This is a genomic window from Geothrix rubra (assembly GCF_030268065.1).
Taxonomy (GTDB): Bacteria; Acidobacteriota; Holophagae; order Holophagales; family Holophagaceae; genus Geothrix; species Geothrix rubra.
Genome location: NZ_BSDD01000002.1, coordinates 678,857 through 701,124, shown reverse-complemented (window position 1 = coordinate 701,124; position 22,268 = coordinate 678,857). Strand labels below are relative to the sequence as shown.

Annotated in this window: 18 protein-coding genes; 8 read left to right on the top strand and 10 right to left on the bottom strand. The window is 73.1% G+C overall.

What is annotated here, in order from left to right; all coding sequences use genetic code 11:
• Positions 1–335: 335 nt before the first annotated feature.
• Positions 336–1,208, top strand: a complete 873-nt coding sequence (gene galU / locus QSJ33_RS07935; RefSeq protein WP_285724316.1) for a UTP--glucose-1-phosphate uridylyltransferase GalU — start codon at positions 336–338, stop codon at positions 1,206–1,208.
• Here the strand turns inward: galU and QSJ33_RS07930 are convergent.
• The 4 genes from QSJ33_RS07930 to mnmG all read right to left on the bottom strand — a co-directional run bounded on the left by QSJ33_RS07930 (position 1,205) and on the right by mnmG (position 6,002).
• Entirely contained in the window at positions 1,205–3,319 is a 2,115-nt protein-coding gene (locus tag QSJ33_RS07930; RefSeq protein WP_285724315.1) for a heavy metal translocating P-type ATPase, read from the bottom strand. The genes galU and QSJ33_RS07930 overlap by 4 nt on opposite strands.
• Positions 3,320–3,356: 37 nt before the next feature.
• Positions 3,357–3,563: a heavy-metal-associated domain-containing protein gene (locus QSJ33_RS07925; RefSeq protein WP_285724313.1), complete on the bottom strand. Its 207-nt coding sequence runs from the start codon at positions 3,561–3,563 to the stop codon at positions 3,357–3,359.
• Between the two features lie 13 nt (positions 3,564–3,576).
• Positions 3,577–4,041: a MerR family transcriptional regulator gene (locus tag QSJ33_RS07920; protein WP_285724311.1), complete on the bottom strand. Its 465-nt coding sequence runs from the start codon at positions 4,039–4,041 to the stop codon at positions 3,577–3,579.
• Between the two features lie 77 nt (positions 4,042–4,118).
• Positions 4,119–6,002 carry a tRNA uridine-5-carboxymethylaminomethyl(34) synthesis enzyme MnmG gene (gene mnmG / locus QSJ33_RS07915; protein ID WP_285724308.1) on the bottom strand — a complete coding sequence of 628 codons (1,884 nt, stop codon included), beginning with the start codon at positions 6,000–6,002 and terminating at the stop codon, positions 4,119–4,121.
• 102 nt (positions 6,003–6,104) lie between these two features.
• Here mnmG and pssA point away from each other — a divergent pair, with 102 nt between their 5' ends.
• A complete protein-coding gene (gene pssA, locus QSJ33_RS07910; protein ID WP_285724305.1) occupies positions 6,105–6,947 on the top strand; it encodes a CDP-diacylglycerol--serine O-phosphatidyltransferase in 843 nt (280 codons plus the stop codon).
• Between the two features lie 13 nt (positions 6,948–6,960).
• Here pssA and QSJ33_RS07905 read toward each other — a convergent pair whose 3' ends face one another.
• The 6 genes from QSJ33_RS07905 to QSJ33_RS07880 form a co-directional block, all read right to left on the bottom strand.
• Positions 6,961–7,464 (bottom strand): type 1 periplasmic-binding domain-containing protein, encoded by a 504-nt coding sequence (locus QSJ33_RS07905; RefSeq protein ID WP_285724303.1) that lies wholly within the window; start codon positions 7,462–7,464, stop codon positions 6,961–6,963.
• A 76-nt stretch (positions 7,465–7,540) separates the two neighbouring features.
• Positions 7,541–8,914: a NupC/NupG family nucleoside CNT transporter gene (locus QSJ33_RS07900; RefSeq protein WP_285724301.1), complete on the bottom strand. Its 1,374-nt coding sequence runs from the start codon at positions 8,912–8,914 to the stop codon at positions 7,541–7,543.
• Between the two features lie 8 nt (positions 8,915–8,922).
• Positions 8,923–9,279, bottom strand: a complete 357-nt coding sequence (locus QSJ33_RS07895) for a roadblock/LC7 domain-containing protein (RefSeq protein ID WP_285724299.1) — start codon at positions 9,277–9,279, stop codon at positions 8,923–8,925.
• Positions 9,280–9,321: 42 nt separating this feature from the next.
• Positions 9,322–9,687, bottom strand: coding sequence for a DUF2752 domain-containing protein (locus QSJ33_RS07890; RefSeq protein WP_285724296.1), 366 nt, complete (start codon positions 9,685–9,687; stop codon positions 9,322–9,324).
• Between the two features lie 5 nt (positions 9,688–9,692).
• Positions 9,693–10,388 (bottom strand): hypothetical protein, encoded by a 696-nt coding sequence (locus QSJ33_RS07885; RefSeq protein WP_285724294.1) that lies wholly within the window; start codon positions 10,386–10,388, stop codon positions 9,693–9,695.
• Positions 10,388–11,077, bottom strand: a complete 690-nt coding sequence (locus QSJ33_RS07880; RefSeq protein WP_285724292.1) for a hypothetical protein — start codon at positions 11,075–11,077, stop codon at positions 10,388–10,390. The genes QSJ33_RS07885 and QSJ33_RS07880 overlap by 1 nt, the downstream gene beginning before the upstream one ends.
• A 73-nt stretch (positions 11,078–11,150) precedes the next feature.
• On the opposite strand from QSJ33_RS07880, the gene QSJ33_RS07875 reads away from it, so the two are divergent.
• Genes QSJ33_RS07875 through QSJ33_RS07850 form a run of 6 tightly spaced genes read left to right on the top strand, consistent with a single transcriptional unit; the run spans position 11,151 to position 22,135 of the window.
• Complete coding sequence (locus tag QSJ33_RS07875) at positions 11,151–13,829, top strand: HEAT repeat domain-containing protein (RefSeq protein WP_285724290.1); 2,679 nt, start codon at positions 11,151–11,153, stop codon at positions 13,827–13,829.
• Positions 13,830–13,873: 44 nt separating this feature from the next.
• Positions 13,874–15,337: a tetratricopeptide repeat protein gene (locus QSJ33_RS07870; RefSeq protein ID WP_285724288.1), complete on the top strand. Its 1,464-nt coding sequence runs from the start codon at positions 13,874–13,876 to the stop codon at positions 15,335–15,337.
• Position 15,338: 1 nt separating this feature from the next.
• Positions 15,339–17,378, top strand: a complete 2,040-nt coding sequence (locus QSJ33_RS07865; RefSeq protein WP_285724286.1) for a peptidase associated/transthyretin-like domain-containing protein — start codon at positions 15,339–15,341, stop codon at positions 17,376–17,378.
• Between the two features lie 14 nt (positions 17,379–17,392).
• Entirely contained in the window at positions 17,393–17,791 is a 399-nt protein-coding gene (locus QSJ33_RS07860; protein WP_285724284.1) for a hypothetical protein, read from the top strand.
• Between the two features lie 40 nt (positions 17,792–17,831).
• A complete protein-coding gene (locus tag QSJ33_RS07855) occupies positions 17,832–19,103 on the top strand; it encodes a 3-phosphoshikimate 1-carboxyvinyltransferase (RefSeq protein ID WP_285724282.1) in 1,272 nt (423 codons plus the stop codon).
• The gene (locus QSJ33_RS07850; RefSeq protein ID WP_285724280.1) at positions 19,097–22,135 is read left to right on the top strand and encodes a sigma-54-dependent transcriptional regulator; all 3,039 of its coding nucleotides are present in this window, start codon (positions 19,097–19,099) and stop codon (positions 22,133–22,135) included. The genes QSJ33_RS07855 and QSJ33_RS07850 overlap by 7 nt, the downstream gene beginning before the upstream one ends.
• Positions 22,136–22,268 lie beyond the last annotated feature (133 nt).

The window sequence follows — 22,268 nt, the reverse complement described above, 5'->3', positions numbered from 1 at the left end:
TGTTCTGGTCGTTTATCTCGATCCCCCGCACCGTCCTAAGACAATACGGAAAATCCTCAAAGGCTTCCTATCTCCCTATCCGGTTTTCAAAGACGCCCCCAGGTCTCCCTGGCTCCCCGCAGCCTCAACTGCGCAGGACGTTTAGACTACCACAGCGGCCTCCCGACGCAAGCGGAAATTTTTCGGGAGGGCCCGCCGCGCCTGCATCTTCACTACCCGGGGCTCAAAACCCGCGTTGTATCTGGGTTTTGCGAGGGCCTGCCCCGCGGAACCACCCCCCGCCCCGCGCAGGGTGGTCCATCATGGAGGCATCCCACCCCTGCCAGGGAGGCACCATGACCCGCATCCGCAAGGCCGTCATCCCCGTCGCCGGGCTGGGCACGCGGTTCCTGCCCGCCACGAAGGCCCAGCCGAAGGAGATGCTGCCGCTGGTGGACAAGCCGGTCATCCAACACGTGGTGGAGGAGGCCATCCGGGCCGGGGTCGAGCACCTGGTGCTGGTGACGGGGCGGGGCAAGCAGGCCATCGAGAACCACTTCGATGTGGCCTACGAGCTGGAGGACACGCTCCGCCGCCGCGGGAAGCAGAGCGATCTCGACCAGATCCAGGGCATCACGCACCTGGCCCAGTTCGCCTACGTGCGCCAGGGGGAACCCCTCGGGCTGGGCCACGCCGTCCTCTGCGCCCGCCACGCCATCGGGGACGAGCCCTTCGCCCTCCTGCTCGGTGACGACGTCTTCGACGAGCGGGATTCCGCGCTCGAGGCGCTGATCGCCGCCTTCCACGCCACGGGCAAGTCGGTGGTGGGCGTCCAGGAAGTCCTCGAGGACCACGTCTCGCGCTACGGCATCGTGAATGCGCCGAAGGATCACGAGAATGCCTGGGATGTGACAGCCATTGTCGAAAAACCCACTCCGGAGAAGGCCCCCAGCCGCTGGGCCGTGGTGGGCCGGTACGTGCTCACCCCGCGGGTGTTCGAGCACCTTGCGCACCTGGAGCCGGGGGTCGGCGGCGAGTACCAGCTCACGGACGCTCTCGCGCGCCTCGCCCAGGAAGGCCAGCTCGTGGCCGCTCCCATCCCCGCCAAGCGCTACGACACGGGGGACAAGCTCGAGTACCTGAAGGCCAACGTGGAATTCGCCCTCAAGCGCGCGGATCTCCGGGAGGCGTTCGCGGCCTACCTGAAGGATCTGGCGGTCACGCTCTAGCGCCGGAGCCGCAGCGCGTTGAGCACCACCGTCAGCGAGCTCAGGCCCATGGCGAGGCCGGCCAGCATGGGGCCCCCGAACCGCTCCAGCTGGCCGAAGGCGGCCAGGGGCACGAGCACGAGGTTGTAGCCGAAGGCCCACCCCAGGTTCTGCCGGATGATCCGCGCGGTCCGGTCGGCCAGGCGCCGGGCCTCCAGCACCGGCTCCAGCCCGGCCCGAAGCAGCACCAGCGGCGCCGCAGCCATGGCCGCGCCAGTGCCCTGCTGGCCCGCGCCCGAACCCATGGCGATCCCGCAGTCCGCCTGGGCCAGGGCCGGCGCGTCATTCACCCCGTCGCCCACGAAACCCACCACCGCCCCCGAGGCCTGGAGGGCCTTGATCCGTTCGAGCTTCTCCTCGGGCCGCAGGCCCGCCGCCACCGAATCGATCCCCGCCGCCTGGGCCATGGCCCGTCCCGGCGCCTCCCGGTCGCCCGTGAAGAGGTGCAGGCGGAGTCCCTGGCCGCGCAGCCTCGCCACCACGGCCGACGCCTCCGGACGGAGGCGGTCCCCCAGCACGAAGACGCCCAGCAGTCCGGTGGGGCCCGCCAGTCCGACGGAGGTTCCATCGGGATCCTCGGTCGGAAAGGCCACGCCCAGGAATGCCGCACTGCCCAAACGATAGGCCGTGCCGGCCACCGATCCGCTGATGCCTCCGCCGGGGTGGGCCCGGAAGCCCTCCACGGGCCGGAGGGCGCCCCCATGGGCCGCCACCAGGCCCCGGGCGATGGGATGCTCCGAATCCCGCTCCAGGCTGGCCGCGATGGCCAGCAGCTCCGCCGTGTCCAGCCCGCCCAGCACCTGCACCGTCCGGAGGCGGGGCCGGCCCTCCGTGAGGGTTCCCGTCTTGTCGAAGGCCAGGTCCGTGGCCTTGCCGAGGGCCTCCAGGGCCGCGGCGTCCCGCACGAGGACACCCTTCCGGGCCGCGGCCCCGAGCCCCACCATCACGGCCACGGGCGTGGCCAGTCCCAGGGCGCAGGGGCAGGCGATGACCAGCAGCGTCACGGCTGGACGCCAGGCCAGCGCCAGGCTGCCCTGGGTCCACCACCAGCCTCCCAGGGTGAGCAGCGCGAGGAGCAGGATGCCCGGCACGAAGACGGCGCTGATTCGGTCCGCGAGGTCCTGGGCCGGGGCCTTCGACCCCTGGGCCTGGGCCACCAGGTGCGCCATCCGGGCCAGCTGGGTCTCCGAGCCCACGGCCAGGACCTCCATCTCGAGGGCCGCGCCATGGACGACCGTGCCGGCCACCAGCGCCTCCCCCGCGGCCTTGGGCACGGGCAGGGGCTCGCCCGTGAGCATGGATTCGTCCACCTCCGCCTGGCCCGCAGCGATCCGGCCATCCGCAGGCACCGCATGGCCGGGGAGGATCCGCACCCGGTCCCCCTTCTGCAGGGCGATCACGGGCACTTCGGTGACCGACCCATCCGGGCCCAGCCGAAGGGCCGTGGGCGGCGCCAGGGAGAGCAGTTCCTTGAGGGCGTCGGTCGCCCTGGTCTTGGCCCGCGCCTCCAGGTACTTGCCCGTGAGGAGGAAGGCCACCAGGGCGGAGGCCGTCTCGAAGCTCAGGTGATGGGAGCCCCCCAGCCATTCGGCCACGGCGAACGTCCAGGCCACGCCTGAGCCGAGGGCGATGAGGGTGTCCATGGAGGCCTGGCCGTGGCGCGCCTGGCGGGCCGCACGCCGGAAGAAGCCCCCACCCGCCCAGAACACCACCGGCGCCGACAGGAGGGCCTGGAGCCCCCCCGGCAGGTGGATCCCGAGCCCGGGCACCATGCCCAGGAACAGGGGCGCGGTGAGCCCCAACGCCACCCCCATCCGCAGGCGGGCCGGCCCCAGGTCCCCTTCCGGCCCCGCGGCACCCTCCTCCCGGGTGGGGCGATCCAGCTGGTAGCCCGCGTCGGCCACCCGTTCAGCCAGGGCCTCGAAGGTGGCGTCGCCCTCCACGGTGGCCTGGTTGGTGGCGAGGTTCACCACCACGGAGGAGACGCCGGGGGTGGTCCGGAGCGCCTTCTCCACGTGCCGCACGCAGCTCGCGCAGGTCATGCCGCCGACGGCGTAGGTCTCTGTGCTCACGTTCCCTCCGGGGGACCCCCGGGGTCCCTGGGGCGGATCAGGCCTTCCGGCTCATCTCGTAGCCGGCCTCGGCCACCTGGGCGACCAGGATCTCGAAGCTGGCGTCCCCTTCCACGGTCGCGCTGGCGCTCGCCAGATCAACCGTGACGGCGCTGACGCCGGGCGTGGCCTTGAGGGCCTTCTCCACGTGGCGGACGCAGCCGCCGCAGGTCATGCCCTTCACGGTGTAGGTCTCGATGCTCATGACGTCTCCGGGTTCAGGCGCGGGCCAGGGCGGGCAGGCGCTCGGCCTGGGCCAGCAGGATTTCCATCAGGTTGCAGCCCAGCTCGCTGTTGGCGCCGTCGGGCGTGTTCAGGGTGATGCGGAGCACCTCCACGAGCAGCTGGATCTCGCTGAGCTTGGCCTCCAGGGCCGAGAGCTTCTCGCCCAGGGCCTGGCGCACGTGCTGGCAGGGCACCGTGTCCTGCCGCAGGGCGCGCAGGAGGTGCTCCACCTCCTCGAGGGTGAAGCCGGCGGCCTGAGCGGCCCGCAGCATGCGGACCCAGTGCATGGCCTCCGGCGGAAAGAGGCGGTAGCCCTTGGGGGACCGCGGCAGTTCCCCGAACACGCCGGTGTCCGCGTAGAAGCGCAGGTTCCGCGCGGAAATGCCCGTCAGCTTGGCCAGCTGGCCGATCTTCAGGAGTTTGATGGGACGGAGCGTGGAGACTTCGGCGGCAGCCATGTGCGGACCTCCCTGGTCAGGCCCTCAGAATAAGTTTCCAGTTACATGAAAGGTCAAGGACCGGAATCACAACTTGGTTATATGGCTTTGGACCGATCGATGACCAGGTGGAGGAGGGTCACCGCCGCCGGGGTGATGCCCGGGATGCGGCTGGCCTGGCCCAGGGTCTCGGGCCGATGCAGCTTCAGCTTCTCCTTCACTTCCGTGGAAAGCCCCGGCAGGTGTTCCACCCGGAAGTCCGCGGGGATCCGCACATGGTCCCAGGCCCGGTGGCCCTCGAGCAGGCGGGCCTCCCGCTCGCGGTAGCCGGCGTAGCGGAGCTCGAAGAGGAGCAGGTCCCGCTCCAGGGCCGGGTCCCATCCGGGCTGGGGCGCCGCCCAGCCTTCCAGGCGGCCGAGACACTCGTCCGCATCGGCCGACGTCAGCTGCTGGCGACGCAGGAAGTCCGAGAGGCTCAGCCCCGCATCCAGGCGCAGCTCGGCCCGCGCCGCCACGGGCCCGAAGGGACTGGTCTGCGTGACCCAGGCCGCCCCGCACTGGGCCCGCAGGCGCTCCCGGCGCGCCAGCTTGGCCTCCACCCGGGCCTGTTCCGCCGGCGTGAGGCTGCCAACCTCCCGGGCCACCGGCAGCAGGCGGGCGTCCGCCAGGTCGCAGGCCAGGCTCAGACGGTGCTCGGCCCGGGCCGTGAGCATCCGGTAGGGCTCGTCGGTCCCCTTGGTGACCAGATCGTCCACCATCACGCCCAGGTAGGCCTGGTCCCGGCCCAGCACCATCGGCTCCCGGCCCTGCAGCCACCGCGCGGCGTTGATCCCGGCCAGGAGCCCCTGGCCCGCAGCCTCCTCGTAGCCGGTGGTGCCGTTGATCTGGCCCGCGAACCAGACGCCCTCCAGGCCATGGACGGACAGGTTCCGGTCCAGCTGCAGGGGATCGAAGCTGTCGTACTCGATGGCGTAGCCGGGCCTCAGGATCTCGGCCTGCTCGAACCCCGGCAGGCTTCGCACCATGCGCAGCTGCACCTCTGGGGGCATGGAGGTGGACAGGCCCGCCAGGTAGATCTCCTCGGTCTCCAGGCTCTCGGGCTCCACGAAGATCTGGTGGTGGCCCTTGTCGGGGAACTTCACGAACTTGTCCTCGATGGAGGGACAGTAGCGGGGCCCGACGCCCTCGATGTGCCCCCCGTAGAGGCTCGACCGGCCGAGGTTCTCCCGGACGACGGCCTCGGTCGCGGGTGTGGTGTGCACGATGTGGCAGGGCACCTGGGGCTGGGGGATGCCCTCGCTGAAGAAGCTGAAGGGACGGGGCGGATCGTCCCCCGGCTGCACCTGGAGGCGGGTGAAGTCGATGCTGGCCCGGGCCAGACGGGGGCTGGTCCCCGTCTTCAGGCGGCGGTTCCGGAGGCCGAGGGCCCTCAGCTGCTCGGCCAGGTGGGTGCTGGCGGGCTCGCCGGCCCGCCCCGCCTCCAGCCGCCGTTCGCCGATGAGGATCCGGCCGTTCAGGAAGGTCCCGCTGGTGACCACCACCGCCTCGCAGGGGAGGATCGAGCCGTCCAGGAGCTCCACGCCGCGCAGGCCCCGGGTGCCCGCCTCCCACAGGAGGGCCGCGGCCGTGCCCTGGCGGAGCTTCAGGCGCGGCGTGCCCTCCAGCAGGCGCCGCGCGGCGATGCGGTACTTCACCTTGTCCGCCTGGGCCCGCGGTCCGCGCACGGCCAGACCCCGGCTCTCGTTCAGGATGCGGAAGTGGATGCCCGTGGCGTCGATGAGGCGGCCCATGGCGCCCCCGAGGGCGTCCAGCTCCCGCACCATGTGGCCCTTCCCCACGCCGCCGATGCTGGGGTTGCAGCTCATCTGGCCGATCTGGTCCAGGTTCATGGTGAGCAGGGTCGTGTCCAGGCCCATGCGGGCGGCGATGTACGCCGCCTCGATCCCGGCATGTCCGCCGCCGATGACCACGATCCGCTTCAATCGCCCTCCGGAGGTAGCAAGCATACCGGGGCGCGTTTCCCCGGGCATGGCCCCGGGATCGGCCCATCCTTGGATTCCGGAGGACTGTGAGAGACTTTTCCCATGCGACCCCGCCTCAGCCCCGAAGAACGCAAAGCCCGCCGCATCCGCGCCGTCCGGCGCTCCATGTTCGTGCTGCCCTCCAGCATCACCATGGCCTCGGTGTTCTGCGGCTTCTCCAGCGTGGTCATGTCCATCAACGCCGCAGGCGCCACCCCGGAACGCTTCTTCCTCTGGGCGGCGGGCCTGCTGGTGCTGGCCGGGGTCTTCGACGGGCTGGACGGCCGCGTGGCCCGGGCCACCAACACCGCCACGGAGTTCGGCGTCCAGCTGGACAGCCTGGCCGACGTCGTGAGCTTCGGCATGGCGCCCGCCATCCTCGCCTACCGGTACGGCTTCTTCCAGATGGGCATCCACGACTCCCACATCCGCGCCGCGGGCTGGGCCGCCTGCTTCGTGTTCACGGCCTGCGGGGCCCTGCGCCTGGCGCGGTTCAACGTCCAGGTGGGCTCCGTGGACCCCCGCTACTTCGTGGGCCTGCCCATCCCCGCCGGCGCCGCCGTGGTGGCCTCCATCATCATCTGGCGCCCGACGCCCCCGGCCTCGGCCCTCCACGCCTACCTCTTCGCCGCGGTGCTCTTCATCGTGGGGCTGCTGATGGTGTCCACGATCCGCTTCCCCAGCTTCAAGAAGCGGGCGGGCAGCCCCCGGGCGGCCATGTTCACCAGCCTGTCCATCGTCCTGCTCTTCGCCCTGATGATCCTGTTCCAGCAGCGCTTCTTCGTGGGCTTCTTCGCCACCTACATCCTGCTGGGCCTGGCCCTCAACGTGGCCTGGAAGGCGGGCTGGCGGGGCATCCTCCCGCCCCACGACGGGGCGGAGGAGATGGAACCCGTCATCCACTGAGACCCGGAACGGTTCAGAGGGACGTTGCGCCCGCCGGCACGGGGACGCCGGCGACGGCGGCCACCTTGGCGTTGCAGAGCAGCTTGCCGCCGGTGCCGGAGCCGATGGCCAGGGCGGCTCCCTGCTTGGCGCCCGCCTCCGTGGTGGCGGCCGTGGGCACCTTCTGGGCGGCCATGCGCTGGATGAGGAAGCTGGCGGCGGAGGAACCGTCGCCGGCCACGTGGTCGCCCTCCAGGAGGACGACGGCATCGGGCTTGTGCCCGCTCAGGGTCCCGATGGCCTTGCCCATGTCCTGGGGTCCCTTCACGTCCACCACGAGCACCCGCATGCCGCTGGCCGCGGCCGTGAGGGCGTTCAGGGCGGCCCGGCTGGCGTTGGCATCGCAGACGACGGCCACGCTGGAGCGGCCCGGCCAGGCCTTGCGCATGGCGCCGAGCAGCGCCTCGTAGTCGCCGGCGGAGAGCAGCGAAGCCGAAAGCATGACCAGGGCCAGGAGAGCCGGACGGGACTTGGACATGGGAACCTCCACCCGGTTCCCATCGGCAGTTCGGGGGCCAAGCTGGAGGGCTGGCTGTTTAGACTTTTTTTTCCGATCAGCTCAGGATGCCGGCGATGCAGGCGCTCAGGAAGTTGGCGAGGGTGCCCGCCAGCATGGCCCGCACGCCCAGCCGGGCGAGGTCCCCCCGCCGTTCCGGGGCCAGGGCGCCGATGCCGCCCACCTGGATGGCGATGCTGCTGAAGTTCGCGAACCCGCACAGCGCAAAGGTGGAGATGAGCTTGGCCTTCGCCGACAGCGTGGTCATCTGGCCCAGGTCCAGGAAGGCCACGAACTCGTTCACCACCATGCGCTTGCCCAGGAGGCCGCCCACCTGGCCCGCCTCGGACCAGGGCACGCCCATGAGGAAGGCCGGCACCTTGAAGACCCAGCCCAGCACCCACTCCAGGCTGAAGCCCGGATGGATGGCCTGCATCAAGCCGTTGATGAGGAAGATGAGGGCGATGAAGGCGATGAGCATCACGGCCACGTTGAAGGCCAGCTGGCCGCCTTCGAAGGCGCCCCGGGCCGCCGCATCGAGGACGTTGGCATCGTGGTTGGGGATGTCCACCTTGACCTCGCCGCTGGTCTCGGGGGTTTCGGTCTCCGGTTCCAGGATCTTGGCCATCATCACGGCTCCGGGCGCCGTCATGATCACGGCCGTGAGCAGGTGGACGATGTCCACGTGGGCCACCTGCACGTAGGCCACCATGATGCTGCCGGAGACGTGGGCCATCCCCGCGGTCATGACCACCATCAGCTCGCTGCGGGTCATGCGGGTCAGGAAGGGCCGGATGGTCAGGGGGGCCTCGGTCTGGCCCATGAGGATGCTGGCGGCCACGTTCACGCTCTCCGCGCCGGAGACCTTGAGGAACCGGCCCATGGCCCGGGCCGCGGCGCCCACCACCCACTGCATCACGCCCAGGTAGTAGAGGACGGCGAAGATGCTCGCCACGAAGATGATGGTGGGCAGCACGGCGAAGGCGAAGACCATCCCCACCTTCCCGCCGGGCCCGTCGGAGAGTGAGCCGAAGACGAAGCTGGCCCCCGCATGGGCGTAGTCCATCAGGTGCTGGACCACCACCCGCATGCGGTCGAACGTGGATCCCACCAGGTTGCCCCGCAGCAGGCCCAGGATGATGACGGCGAAGAGGGACCAGTTGAGGGTCCGGTTCTCGTAGCCCGCGAAGCGCCGGAGGAGCATGGGGAGGAACATCAGGGCCAGCACCACCCACCCGGCCCCGCGGGGGAAGGGGAGGAAGCCCAGCAGGCCGGAGAGGAAGGCCCCCTTCAGGACCACCACCGCGAAGATCCACTGCAGGCCGAGGCCCCAGGCCACGGTCCGCCAGTGGATGGCGCTGCGCCGGTGGGACAGGGCGTACGCAAGGGCCATGAAGGCCACGATTCCGGCCAGACCGATGAAGCGATCCATCTAGGCTCCTACAACTCGCGATTCAGGGCCTCGACGGCCTGCTCCATGAAGAACCGGGCGCGGCCCAGCAGGCCCTCGCGCTGCATGACCAGCACGAGCGTGCAGTGCTCCCGGGCCCCCATCATGAGGATCCAGTGCTGGTCCGTGGCGAAGGCCACCTGCTTGATCTCGCCCCGGTCGAACTCCTCCACGGCCTGCTGGAGGTGCCGCTTCACCACATGCTGGTAGGCCCCCAGCAGCTGGAGGGCCTCGTTCGAGACCTGGATGGTCCGCGAACAGATGGCATCCCCGTCGCGGTCGTTGAAGGTGGCCGCGAGTGCCTCGGGCACCCGCTCGATCAACTGATCCAGGATCTGCTGGAACATGGGGGAACTCCGGTGGTGGAACGTGCCCCCAGCATGACCGCTCTAGATCCCCCGCGCCACTTGCAGCGCCCAGACGCCCAGGAGCAGCGCCGCCGCCAGGAGCCGCCAGCCCCGCCCCTGGGGCAGGGGCGGATAGGGACGGTCGCGGAAGGCGCGGGCCAGGTCCCAGGCGCCGAGCAGGGGCAGGAGGGCGAGGGCCGCGACGGCCGCCGGGTGCCAGTGGAGGGCCTCCCGCCACCGTCCCTGGCCCAGGGCCAGGACGCACCGCGTGAGGCCGCAGGTGGCGCAGGGGATGCCCGTGAGCGCCTTGAGGGGACAGGCCGGCAGGGGCGGCAGCCAGGGCGCCAGGCGCCCCAGGAGGCGGATCCCAAGCGCCGCGGCCAGCGCCCCGAGGGCGATCCAGGGCACGCGCCTCATCCGGCGCGTCCCAGGAGGACCAGGAAGGCCGCCGCGAAGGCGAGGGCGAAGAGTCCCATCAGGACGGCGTGGAGCACGGTGGCCGCGATCCCCTTCCAGGTCTCGCACCCGTGGAAGGCCGCGAGGGAGAAGCCCCGGAGGATCCACAGCCAGCCCTCCAGCAGGGCCAGGGGCAGCGCGAGCAGGGTGCCGGCCACCGGGAGAAGGCCCAGCAGGCCGGCCCAGCTGCCCAGGGCGGCCACCCGCAGCACCTGGGCCTCGGCCACCAGGCTGACCCGGAAGCCCCGCTTCTGCTTCAGCCCCCCCAGCAGCCACAGGCAGGTGTGGTCCCAGACGGCGTCGTGGAGCCAGATGCCGAGGACACCCACGGGCACCAGGACCAGGAGCCACGCGGCGACGACGCCGGGGGCCGGCGCCGGGGGCAGGTGCGCCAGGAGTTCCCGCAGGTCGTCCGGATCCAGCCACGCCGGGAGGACCAGGCCCGTCCAGGCCGGGAGGTGGCCCGCGCGGAGCCCCTCCCAGGCCCGGAGGACGGACCAGGCCGTGAACCCGGCGTGGAGCAGGGCCGGCGGCAGCCACCAGGCCAGCATCCGACCCAGGGAGGGGCCCAGCCGGGGGGCCCCGGCGGCGAGCTCGCGGAAGGCCGGGGCGGGCCGTCGGAGCGCCTCCAGGGCTCGCCGGAGCTCCCCCATCACTTCCTCAGGAAGAGGGTCTCGAACTCCCGCAGGGCCACCGGATCCCCGTCCTGCCGGAGGGGGCCGTAGAAGTCCAGGGGGTTCAGGTCCGCGAATTCGCCGAAGGTGGCGATGTTCCCGTTGATGTAGGCGATGAACTCGTCCTGGCGCCCCTTGATGTAGCCGCGGAAGGGACGGGCCATGAAGCCCAGGAGGGCCGAATCCAGGGCCGTCCAGGTCTGGAGGTCCGTCTCGAAGCCGTCCTTCCCCTCCCAGTAGTGGTACGAGGTCAGCATCCGGGCCCCCACGGCGAAGGGGGTCTTCAGGCGGCCCTTCTCCGCGCGGCCCTCCACCAGGTACACCCGGTGCCCCGGCCGCCGGTACACGAGGCGCATGGTGCCCCGCAGGCCCCGGCCGTCATCGATGCTCCAGGCCCCATCCGGGTGGATGAAGGCATGGAACGCGGGCACGAACCGGCACTGGCGCCACATGGCCGCGGCCACGCGCGGGTGGTCGAAGAGCTTCTCCATGGTGGCCAGCCGGACATGCTTGGGCGGCGTCCGGGTCTCGAAGACGAAATCGGCCCGGCCCACGATCTCCCGGGCCTCGGCGCGGGCGTCCGGCGGCAGCCGCTCCAGGAAGGAGAGGTCCTGGGCTCCCGCGGTGACCGCCAGGAGGGTGAGGATCGGAATCAGCAGGGCTCGCATGCGAAAACGCTAGCACTCCCGGGCCGTGTTGTGGTTCTTGACTCGGGACCGGACCGGGCCGATGGAATCAGGGATGGCCTTACCCCTCCGCCACATGCCCCTGACGCCCCTGGACGAGCTCCGCTCGCTCCTGGGCGCCCATGCCGAGGGGGACAACGCCTTCCAGGTCCGGCTCCACCAGCTCCTCCAGCAGCTGAAGCAGCAGGCCCTGCCGGAGCTGGGGGCCCGCCTGCTGAGCCCCACGGCCACGCCGGGGCTCAAGCGGACCCTCTACGGCGCCACCGCGAAATTCGACTGGCCGGAGTGGGTGCCCCACCTGCTGAAGGCCCTCCAGCAGGAACCCGATCTCGGCGTCTTCGACGAGGGCTGCTCCGCCCTGGGACGGCTCGAGCTCCGGTCGGCCCGGGAGGGCCTGCTCCGGCTGGCGGCCCAGCGGGCCGACGGAGACCGCCAGCTCATCCTCAAGCGGGAATTGACCGCCATGGAGGCCACCCAGCCCCTGGCCTTCTACCTGGGCCGGCTGATGGAGGGCCAGGGCAATCCCCGCCTCGCCCACCAGGGGGCGCGCTGCCTGGCCACCCTCGCCGAGCCCGCCGACCTGCCGGCCCTTCTCGAAGCCCTGCCCGGGGCCGATCCCCTGGCCCACCGCCTCCTCCTGAGGGCCATCGCCGAGCTGCCGGGCGGCGAGGCGGGCGAACGGCTGCTGGACCTCTTCCAGGACACCTTCCGGGCCCTCCGGGACCTGGAGCTCCTGGAGGGGATGACCGGCCGGCTCCCCTCCGTGGCCCGCACCGCCGCCCGTACCGAGCTGCTCGAGACCCTGGAGGCCCGGCTCGCCTCCCGGGCCCCCGGCGAGTTCGAGGCCCTCCGCGCGGCCCTCGCGGCCGGGGAGGCCGGGGACCCCGCCCGGCCCATGGAGCGCCTCCGCCCCCTGGCCGAGGGCCCCCTGGAGACCTTCCTGGTCGAGGCCCTGACCACCCTCCTGGAAGGCAAGATCGCCCGGTTCAACGCCATGCTGACCGAGGCCCAGGAGCGCGCCGCCCGGGGCAGGGGCCTCGCCTCGGCCGCCCTCACCCAGGTCTGCGAAGGCCTGGTTCGCCAGGTCGCCGCGGGTCACCTGGCGCGGGAGCGGGCCCTCCCCGTCCTCCAGTCGGCCTTCGCGTCCTACGCCCACAGCGAGGGATTGGACCAGGCGTTCTGCCAGCTGGTCCATCCGGAGGACGGGGCCGCGCTCGACCTGGTGCTCCGGATCCCCGACACGCGCCGCCGGGGGGGCTGCCTGGACGCCCTGGGCGCCCGGGAGGAGGACGGCTTCATGCCGTTCTTCCTGCGGGCCATGGAGGATCCGATCGTGGACGTGGGCCAGCGGGCCATCCACCACCTCGGCAAGCTGCCCTCCGCCTACCCGGCCGTGCTGTCCCTCCTGGAATCGGGCCAGCCCGAGCAGATCCGCATCGCCCTGCGGGTGTTCGGGGAGAACGCCACGAAGGCCGCCGCCGGTCCCCTCATGACCTTTCTCCGCGGCGATGTGCGCGACGACCTGGTGGTGGAGGCCGTGGAGTCCCTGGCCGCCATCCGCCACCCGGATTCGGCGTCCCTGCTCCTCGAGCTGCTCCACGACGGCAAGCCCGCCCGGCTGCAGCAGGCCCTGGTGGAGGCCCTGGCCCTGCTCGCCACCCCCCAGGCCGGTCGGGGGCTCCTGGAGAAGGCCGCCAGCCTGAAGCTCCCCACGGTCCTCATCGTGGCCCTGGAGGGGGCCCTGGCCGCCTTCCCCGGCTTCGACCGGGCCTTCCCCACCGAGGACCTGCCCGCCCTGGAGCACCTCATCGCCCGCTGCTGCGACGACCGGGAGGGGGAGGGCCAGCGCCTTCGGGCCATCCTGGCCAGCCAGGACCTCTACTGCTTCGACCAGGACCTCTACGCCCGCCTCAAGGACCGCTTCTCCGACTTCCTGTTCGAGCTCCGCACCAAGAGCGAGTGGGATCGCGACACCAACGACCGGGTCGCCGCCGTGCTGAAGGAGCTGGGCCGGAGGAGCGCCAGCCTGGGCCACATCGCGGCCAAGGAGGAGAAGGTCCGCGCCCTCATCCAGGCCGTGCCCCCGTTCGGTCCGGCCCGGGCCGAGGCCCTCCTGGCGCTGCGGGAGGCCCTGCAGGATTCCGAGTTCATCATGCGGGGGGAGTTCGCCGCGGAGATCGCCGACTTCCTCACCCGGGAGTTCGCCCGGAAGGGGCAGGAGTGGCGGGAGCTGGCGCGGCTCTGCGAGATCGGGGGGCTGACGCGCCAGGCCTCCCTCACGGACCTGATCCGCGAACAGTACATCCAGGCGCAGGGCCTGGGGCTCCGCAGCGCGGCGAAGGGAGCCCTGCTCGCGCTCGGGCTGGAGGAGGCGGACCTCTCCCGCCGGCCGAAGGTCCGGACGATCCTGCTCCTGGAGCCCAGCGCCTTCTTCCGCAAGCGGCTCATGCCCGTCCTCCAGGACCGCTGGGAGGTCCGGGAGGCGGGCACCCGGGCCGAGGCGGGCACCCTCCTGGCCGAGCAGCCCGTCGACCTCCTCATCTCGGAGCAGGTGGAGAGCGGCGCCGACCTGCGCCCCTGGCTCAAGATCCAGTGCGAGGCGCGGCGCTCCCGCTGGGTGCTCCTCGCCACGGCCGCCCGCGATCCCGCCCCGGAGGGGAGCGAGGGCTGGCTGCTCGGCATCCTCCACAAGCCGTTCACGCCGGAGCAGCTCCTGAAGGCCCTGGAGCCGTGACCCCCCCCGCGTGGTTATGATTTCCCCCTGATCCCGAGGCCTTCATGTCTGCTGCGTCCCCCTGGCTCCGACCCGCGGCGGTCCTCGTCCTGTGCGCCCTGCCCGGAGCCGCGCAGGAGGGGGAGTTCGCCGCGAAGCTCTTCCAGAGCGGGGAGCGGGCCTACGCCGACCAGGCCTACAAGGAGGCCCTGGAGACCTGGAACCAGCTGCTCCAGTCCGCCCCCCGCAGCGAATTCGCCCCCCGGGTCCTGCTCCTGCTGGCCCGCTACCAGGTGGAGGTGGCCAAGAAACCCGAGGCGGCCATGCCCTACCTGGACCGGCTGAGGACGGAGTACATCAAGTCCCCCTGGGCCGCCGAGGGTCTCCTCCTGCGGGGCACCCTGCTGGCCCGCCAGGCCCGCCGCCCGGCCGACCTCAAGGACGCCATGGCGGAGTTCCATCGCGTCATCGACCTCTTCCCCGACCAGCCCGCCGTGGCGGGGGCCCACCTCGAACTGGGCCGCGCCTGGCGCGACCAGGGCCAGTGGGGGTCGGCCCTGCAGCACTTCGTCTTCGCCTACCGGCTCCACCCGGATGGGCCCTCGGCACCCCAGGCCCTGTTGGAAGCGGCCGAGACCCTGGACCTCACCGGCGACCTGCCCGGCTGCCTGCGCCTGCTCCAGAGGGTCCGCACCGAGTTCCCCCGCAGCCCGGCCGCCCAGGAGGCCACCTGGCGCATGGCGGTGCGCGTGAAGCTGCGGATCACGAAGCCGCCCCTGCGCCTGGAGGGACCCTGGCCCGCGGGGAGGGTGAAGTGGCTCAAGACCCCCATCCTGCTGGCCCCGGCCAGCTCGGGGGACCTCTTCCTCTTCCAGAACGACCAGGATCACGCCTTCCGCCTGAAGGACGGGGACCTGGCCCCCGTCGGCCCGCCGGCCACCGGCACCCGGGCCCTCGTGCCCACGCCCGGGGACGGGCTCTGGCTGCTCACGCGGGGCACGCTGCTGAAGGAGGACGGGACCTCCTCGCCGCTGGGGACCCTGAATGCCATCACGGGCGGCCGCCTCGACCGCTGGGGCAACCTCTGGGTGGCCGACGCCCGGACCCCCGCCCTCACCCTCTTCGCTCCGGATGGCAGCTCCCGGGCCCTGCCCTCCCCCGTCGCCACGGCCCTCGCCCCCCTGCCCACGGGGGGGGTGGTGCTGGCCTCCGACGCCGACCGCAGCCTCCACTTCCTGGATGCCGAGGGCCAGCCGCGGCTCACGGTGCCCTACGGGAAGGACCTGCCCGCCGCCTACAAGTCCGTGGTGGCCCTGGCCGCGGATCCCCTGGGCCACGTGGCCGCCCTGGTGGACGGCGGCGACTACGGCGAAGGGGTGGTGGTGTACGGGCCCGACGGCGCCGTGCTCCGTCAGGCCACCCTCCGGACCCTGGGCCTGAGCGGCCGCTTCACCAGCCTGGCCCTGGACCGCGCCGGCGGCGTGGTCCTCTGCGACCGCCGCAACGACACCCTGTTCCGTCTGGACTGACATGCCTCCCCGCCGATTCCTGCCCCTCCTCCTCCTCGGCCTCTTGGCGGCCCCGGGGCTCCGCGCCCAGGATCCCGCCCTCAAGGACACCTTCCTCCAGGCCAAGGCCCTCTGGGCCACCCAGGGTGACCGGGACGGCGCCACCGCCCGGTTCGAGTCCGTGGTGGCGGCCCTGGCCCCTCGGGCCGCGACCCTGGACGCCGCCGGGACGCAGATGCTCTGCGAGAGCTACAACTGGCTGGCGGTGCTGGACGACCGCAACCCCGCCACCAAGGCCCGGGCCCTCACGCGCCTCCAGGCCCTCCTCGACCTCAACCCCGACTTCGACGTGGACCGCACCCTCACGTCCCAGCGGCTCATCGGCCAGTTCGAGCGCCTCCGGAGCGAGAAGCTGGCCCAGGTGAAACTCAGCTACGACCCGCCGGGCGGGACCCTCACCGTGGACGGCAGGGCCACCCCGGCCCTGGCCCGCAAGTTCCTGCCCTTCGGCACCCACAAGCTGGTCTACGCGCGTCCCGGGCACACCCCCGCCGAGGCCGCCGTGGAGCTGGGGCCCCGGGACGTGAAGTCCGTGGACTTCAAGCTGACCCGGGTCTCCTCGACCATCACGTTCTACGTCCAGCCCAGCGGCGCGGAGGTGTTCCTGGACGGCCGCAGCCTGGGCCGCGCCCAGGGCGTGGCCGGCGCCGAGGCCCTCGACGTGGCCATCCCCGCGGGGCTGCGGCCCGAGGACCTCTCCGCCGGGTTCGTCCTCGACGGGCTCAAGCCCGGGAAGCACGAGCTGGAGCTCCGCGCCCCCTGCTTCCGCACCAAGCGCCTGGAGATTGCGGCCTCCTTCACCACGCCCATGGCCGACCACGTGCTGCAGGTCGTCCGCCTGGAGCCCTCGAAGGGCACGCTCTCGGTGGCTTCCGCCTGGCCCGGCGGCGAGCTCTTCCTCGACGGGCAGGACCGGGGTCCCCTCCCCATCCAGAAGCTCCCCGTGTGCGCGGGAACCTACGACCTCCTCGTGCGGTTCCCCTCCGGCGGGTTTGCCCAGCGGCTCACGGTGGCCGAAGGCGGCGCCGTCAGCCTGGAGGCCCGACCCAAGCCCCGCCTGGCCCTCCTCGGCCTGGAGGGGGACCAGGCCTTCACGGGACGGGACCGGCTCCTGGCGCTCCTGCAGAAGCTGGGGGATCGCCTCCAGCAGGTGACCTTCCTGGCCCCCCGGCCCGGGGAGGCCCCCCGGGCGGCCCTGGACCGCCTGCGGGCCGCCCACGAGGCCGAGCTGTTCCTCACGGCCGTCCCCGTGCCGGACCAGGTGATCCACCGGGTGGAGCTGGTGCTGAGCACGGCGGACGGGGAAACGGAGCAGACCCTGGTGCAACCCCTGGAGGAGGACCCCCTCGGTCCCCTGGTGGCCCGCCTCAATGCGCCCCTGCCGCTCCAGACGCGAGGCATCGACGCCACCCTCCTGGACCTCCCGGGCCAGCCGGGCCCCTGGGTCCTTGCCGCCTCGGAGGCCGCCCAGAAGGCCGGTCTCCAGCTCCAGAAACCCATCGTCCAGGTGGAGGGGCAGCCCGTGACCGACGCCGCGGCCCTCCGCCGGGCCCTGGGAGCCAAGGACCGCGTGACCCTCAGCCAGGGCGGTGCCCCGGTCACGCTTCCCGTCCAGCAGGAGCCCCTGGAGCTCCCCCTCGCGTCCAACGCCCTCGCCTATCCCGCTGTCCTGGCCCAGCTCCGTCTGCAGTACCTGGGCGCCAAGGGGGATGAGGCCGGCCTGTTGAAGCTCGACATCGGCCTCGCCCTCATGCACTTCCATCGGTACGACAAGGCCATCGAGGTCCTCCGGGACGCGCACGTGGGCGCAACCCTGGGCGTGAGCCAGGGCACCCTCGACTACGAGACGGGCCTCTGCTTCCTGCGCCTGGGGAGCGCCTACCATTCCGAAGCGGCCCAGGCATTCCGGCAGGCCTTGAAGTATCCTCAGGCCACCCTGTTCGGTCCCGACGGCCCCCTGGTGGCGCCCCTGGCCAGGCAGGCCCTGGAGGATCTGAAATGACCCGGAGAACCCCCATGAAGCGCCAGCGCGGTGAAGGCAAGGTGGGCTGCATCCTCACGCTGCTCATCTTCGGAGCCCTCGTGGCCGCGGGCCTCAAGATCGTCCCCGTCTACTACAACAACAGCGAGCTGGCCGACGGCTGCAAGTTCATCGCCTCCAGCGCCAGCCGCATCCCCCTCGAACTGGTGGAGAAGCAGGCCCGGGACAAGGCCCGGGAGCTGGGCATGGTGGATGTCCTCGCGCAGAAGAACAGCATCACCGTCAGCAAGACCGGCGGCGGCGGCGCGGGCGAGCCCGGCGTCTGCACCATCCGGCTGCGCTACAAGCAGACCATCGACCTCTATGGCGTCTACAAGTTCGACGTCGTGACGGACAAGACGATCGCCGAGCCCATCCTGGAGAACATCGGCTGACGGGCTTGCGGGCCCGGGGCCGCCCGGGCACCCTGCCTTCATGAACCTGTCACTTCCGGAGGACAGCCGGCTCGCCCCCGGGGCCGCCCTGGGCGCCGTCTCCGTGCCGGGCTCGAAGTCCGTCACCAACCGGGCGCTCCTGCTCGCCGCCCTCGCGCCGGGCAGGAGCCGCCTCGCGGGGGGGCTGGAGGCGGAGGACACCCGCTGGATGCGCCAGGCCCTGCGCGCCCTGGGCTGCCCCCTGGCGGAAGCGGCCGGGGCCTGGATCCTCGACGGCGGATCGGCTCCCCACGCGTCGGGTCCCCTGTGGCTGGGGGCCTCGGGCACCACCCTGCGCTTCCTCCTGCCCTGGCTGGCCCTCCGGGCCGAGGGCCCGGTCCACCTGACGGGGGAGCCCCGCCTCTTCGAGCGCCCCCTCGATCCGCTCCTGCGTCCGTTGACTGCGCTGGGGGCCCGATGGGAACCCGGCGGGGGCGGCGCCTTGCTGCACCCGGTCCCCCGCCCCCCCCAGCGCCTGGACCTCGCGGTGGACGCCCGCCTCAGCAGCCAGTTCCTCACGGGCCTGGCCCTCGCCGCCGCGGCCCTGCCCGGGGGCGGTCTGCTCCGCTGGGACGCCGTCGCCAGCCCCAGCTACCTCGCCCTGACCACCCACTGGCTCCGGCGCTTCGGCTGCGAGGCGCGGCTGGAGCCCGGCCGCTGGGAGATCCCGGGGGGAGGGCTCCGGCCCGTGGATCTCGTCCTGCCGGGCGACTGGAGCGGGGCCGCCGCCTTCCTGGCCGCCGCCGCCGCCACGGGGCGATCCCTCGAGGCCTCGCCCCTGGACCCCGGGGATCCCCAGGGCGACCGGGCCCTGGCCGCCCTCCTCGCGGAGGCCGGCTGCCGGGTGACCTGGGTGGGCCCGGCCACCCTCGAAGTGGCCGGTCCCCTGCGGCGGGGGTTCACGGCGGACCTCACGGACTGCCCCGACCTGGGCCCGGTGCTCGCGGCCCTGGCCGCCCTGGCGCCCGCCCCCTCCGTGCTGACGGGGCTCCATACCCTGCCCCTCAAGGAGTGCGACCGCCTGGACGCCTCCGCGGAGCTGGTCCGCTGGCTGGGCGGCGCGGCCGAAGTCGAGGGGGGCCACACCCTGCGGATCCAGCCTGGCCCCCAGCCGGGGCCCCGAGGCCCCTTCGATCCCCGCGCCGACCACCGCATGGCCTTCGCCGCCGCCGTGGGCGGCCTGCGCCGGGGCGGAGAGCTGGCGCATCCGGAATGCGTGGCCAAGACCTTCCCCGGGTTCTGGGCCGCCTGGCGGGGCATGCTGGGATGCTGAAGGCGGCCTGGCTCGGATCCTGGAAGGCCCCCTGGGGGCTGGATCGGGGTCGGCGCTGGGGCGATCCGGCCTGGACGCTCGCGGCCCTCGCCCAGGCCTGGCTGCTGGGCGGCCACGAGGGGCGGTGGCCCCGCCTCGACCAGGAGGCCCGCCGTCCCCAGGGCCCCCGGACCCTGGCCCGGCCGGAGGCCTTCAGTCCCCGACCGGACCCCGCATGGGTGGCCCGGCTCCGCCATGGCAGCCCAGGGGTGCCGGCCCACCAGCGGGGCGCCCGGGAGGACGAGCTGGTGGCCTGGTGCTGGCAGGCCCTGCTGGAGGGAGAGGGGGCGCCCTGGATGTCCGCCGGCACCGTCTACCTCGATCGCGCCACCCGGCTTCGCTGGATCCCGCTCCTGGGCGCGGTGGATGCCGAGGGCCGCCTCCACCTGCCGCCCTTCCTGGAGGGGCTGGTGCCCGAGGCCCTGCGCCGGCTGCCTCCGGGCTGGTGGGCCTGCCTCCTGGGGGGCATGGACGGCGAGGGCCGCCTGCTCCCGGAGGGCCCCCTGGACTCGGACCTGCCCTGGCCGCAGATCCAGCCTCATGCGGGCCCCCTCGTCCTCGAGAACCTGCCGGAGGCGCTCCGTCCCTTCAGCGGGGCCCCGTGGCTCCTGGCCCTGCCGGAGGACCGCTGGATGCTGGACCCCCGCGTCCGGGCCTGGTCCCGGGGACGGGGCGCCGCCCCGGAGGCCCTGGATCCCCTGGCCCCGCGAGGGCTCGCCTCCGGGGAGCTGCCGGAGGGATCCCTGGCCGCGGTGCTGGCCCAGACCCTCCCCGCGGACCCGCCGCCCGGCTGGGGCGCGGCCCTGGCGGCCGACCTCGGGGAGGTCTTCCCGCGTCCCCCCTGCCCGCCGGCCTGCGGCGACCCGGTTTGGGACCGGATCCGGGTGCGTTGGGGCGGGGAGCCCCCCGGCCCCTCCCCGGCCTACCCGCCCTGGGGCAGCCGGGTCCATCCCTGCGCGGACCCCTTCCACTGGATGGCGGAGGGGCTGCTGGCCCATCACGCCTGTGAGACGGAACGCGCCCTGCGGGCCTTCACCTGGGCCCACGCCCACTTCCTGCGTCTGGGTGCCCGCGGTTGGGCCGCCCGGGCCGCCTCCAACGCCGCCGCCAAGGCGCTGCTCTGGGCCGACCTCCCCGGCCATGCCCGCTGGCAGGCCCTCCGGGGCCCCCTGCCCTCGCCCTGGCGGGAGCTGGAGGAGGCCCAGCTGCTGGACGTCCACCGGGGCCCGGCGGCCGCCCTGGCCGAGGCCCGGAGCCTGGTCCAGGCCCATCCCGACTTCCCGGAGGCCTGGGGCCTCCTGGCCAGTGCGGCCCTGGACCTGGGTCGGGAGGAGCTGATCCGCGAGGCCCTGCCGCACGTGGAAGGCCATCCCTTCGCCCGCCTGCTGGCCGCCGCCCTGGGCCCCCTCGCGGAACCGCCCCCGCCCGAGGCGGATCCCGAGACGCGCCTGGCCTGGGAGGCCCAGCGCCTCCTCCGCGGCCACGGCGACCCCGGCGCCTGTCGCGCCGCCTGGGGGGCCTGCCCCAACCAGATCATGCGCCTGGAGCTGGGCCTGCAGGTGCTCGAGCGCCGGCCCGATCTCCGCACGCCGGGGATGCTCCTGGCCCTTCAGGTCCTCGCCGACCGCGCCGCTTCGCCCCGGCACCAGGCGCGGCTGGGGGCCCTCTGGCCCGAACCGCCGGAGGCGCCCGACGGGGCGCCCCGGAGCCTGCTGACGGCCTGGCTGGCGGCCCGCCCCCATCCCACCTGGCTGGCCTGGGAGGAGGAAGGTCGCGTGGCGCACCTGGGGTCCGGTGACCCGCCGCCCGAGGGCGCCCTGAGTCGCCTGGCCCGGGACGGATCCCTGCCGCCCTTCACGGACGGGGGTTGGATCTGGCGGAGCCTCTCCCTGCACTGGGAAGGCTCGCCGGTGGGGGCCCTCCTCCTGGGCCTGCCGGAGGAGGCACCCCTCGCGGTGCCCACGGAACCGCTCCTCCTGGCCCCCTGGCTGGCCCAGCTCCGGGCCCGGCAGGCCCCGGCCGCGGACCCCGCGCCGGGCCTCCTCCTCACGGACGGCAGCGAGCCCATGGCCTCGGTGCTGCGGGAGCTGGACCGGGTCGCGCCCACGGAGCTGCCGGTGCTCATCCTGGGCCCCACCGGCAGCGGCAAGGAGCTGGCGGCGCGGGAGCTCCACCAGCGCTCGGGACGCCCAGGCCCGCTCGTGGCCGTGAACTGCTCCGCCTTCGCCGAGGGCCTGCTGGAATCCGAGCTCTTCGGCCACGTGAAGGGGGCCTTCACCGGGGCCCACCAGGACCGGCGGGGCGCCATCGAGGCGGCCCGGGGCGGCACCCTCTTCCTTGACGAGGTGGCCGACCTCTCGCCCCGGCTCCAGTCCCTCCTGCTGCGGGTCCTCCAGGAGCGCGAGATCCGCCGGGTGGGCTCCGACCACGCCATCCGGGTGGAGGTGCGCTTCGTGGCCGCCACCCACCGTCCCCTGGAGGAGCTCGCCGCCGGCGGGGCCTTCCGCCGGGACCTGCTCTTCCGCCTGGAGGGGGCCGTCCTGCGGCTGCCGGCCCTGGCGGCCCGCCGGCACGAGTTCCCGTTCCTGGTGCCCCGCCTCGTGGTCCGCGCCGCCGAGAGCGCCCGGCGGCCGGTCCCCGCCCTGGCGCCGGGCCTGCCCCAGGCCCTCGCCCGCCGTCCCTGGCCCGGCAACGTGCGGGAGCTGCTGCACGCCCTGGAGCGCGCCCTCCTTCGCTGCGAGGATGGGATCCTGAAGCCCCGCCACTTCCCCGAGCTGGACCAGCCCGAGGCCCAGGAGGGCACCTGGGAGGAGGCCACGCGCGCCTTCCAGCGCCGGTTCCTCCTGGAGACCCTGCGCAACAGCGGCTTCCAGGTCGCCGAGGCCGCCCGCACCCTCGGCCTCGCCCGGCCCGCCCTCTACACCGCCGCCAGGCGGCTGGGGCTGGATCTGGTGGCGGAGCGGGAGCGATGGCAGCAGGAGGGGCCGGCATGAGCGGAACAGGCACCCATCCGGTCCGCAAGTGGTTCCGCCGGGTACCGTTCTTGCGAGGCTCCCGTCGAACCGGGGCGCCTTCCAGACACGACCCGCTGCCCCACCGGAGCCGACCCCTCCGCCCCTCCGCCTT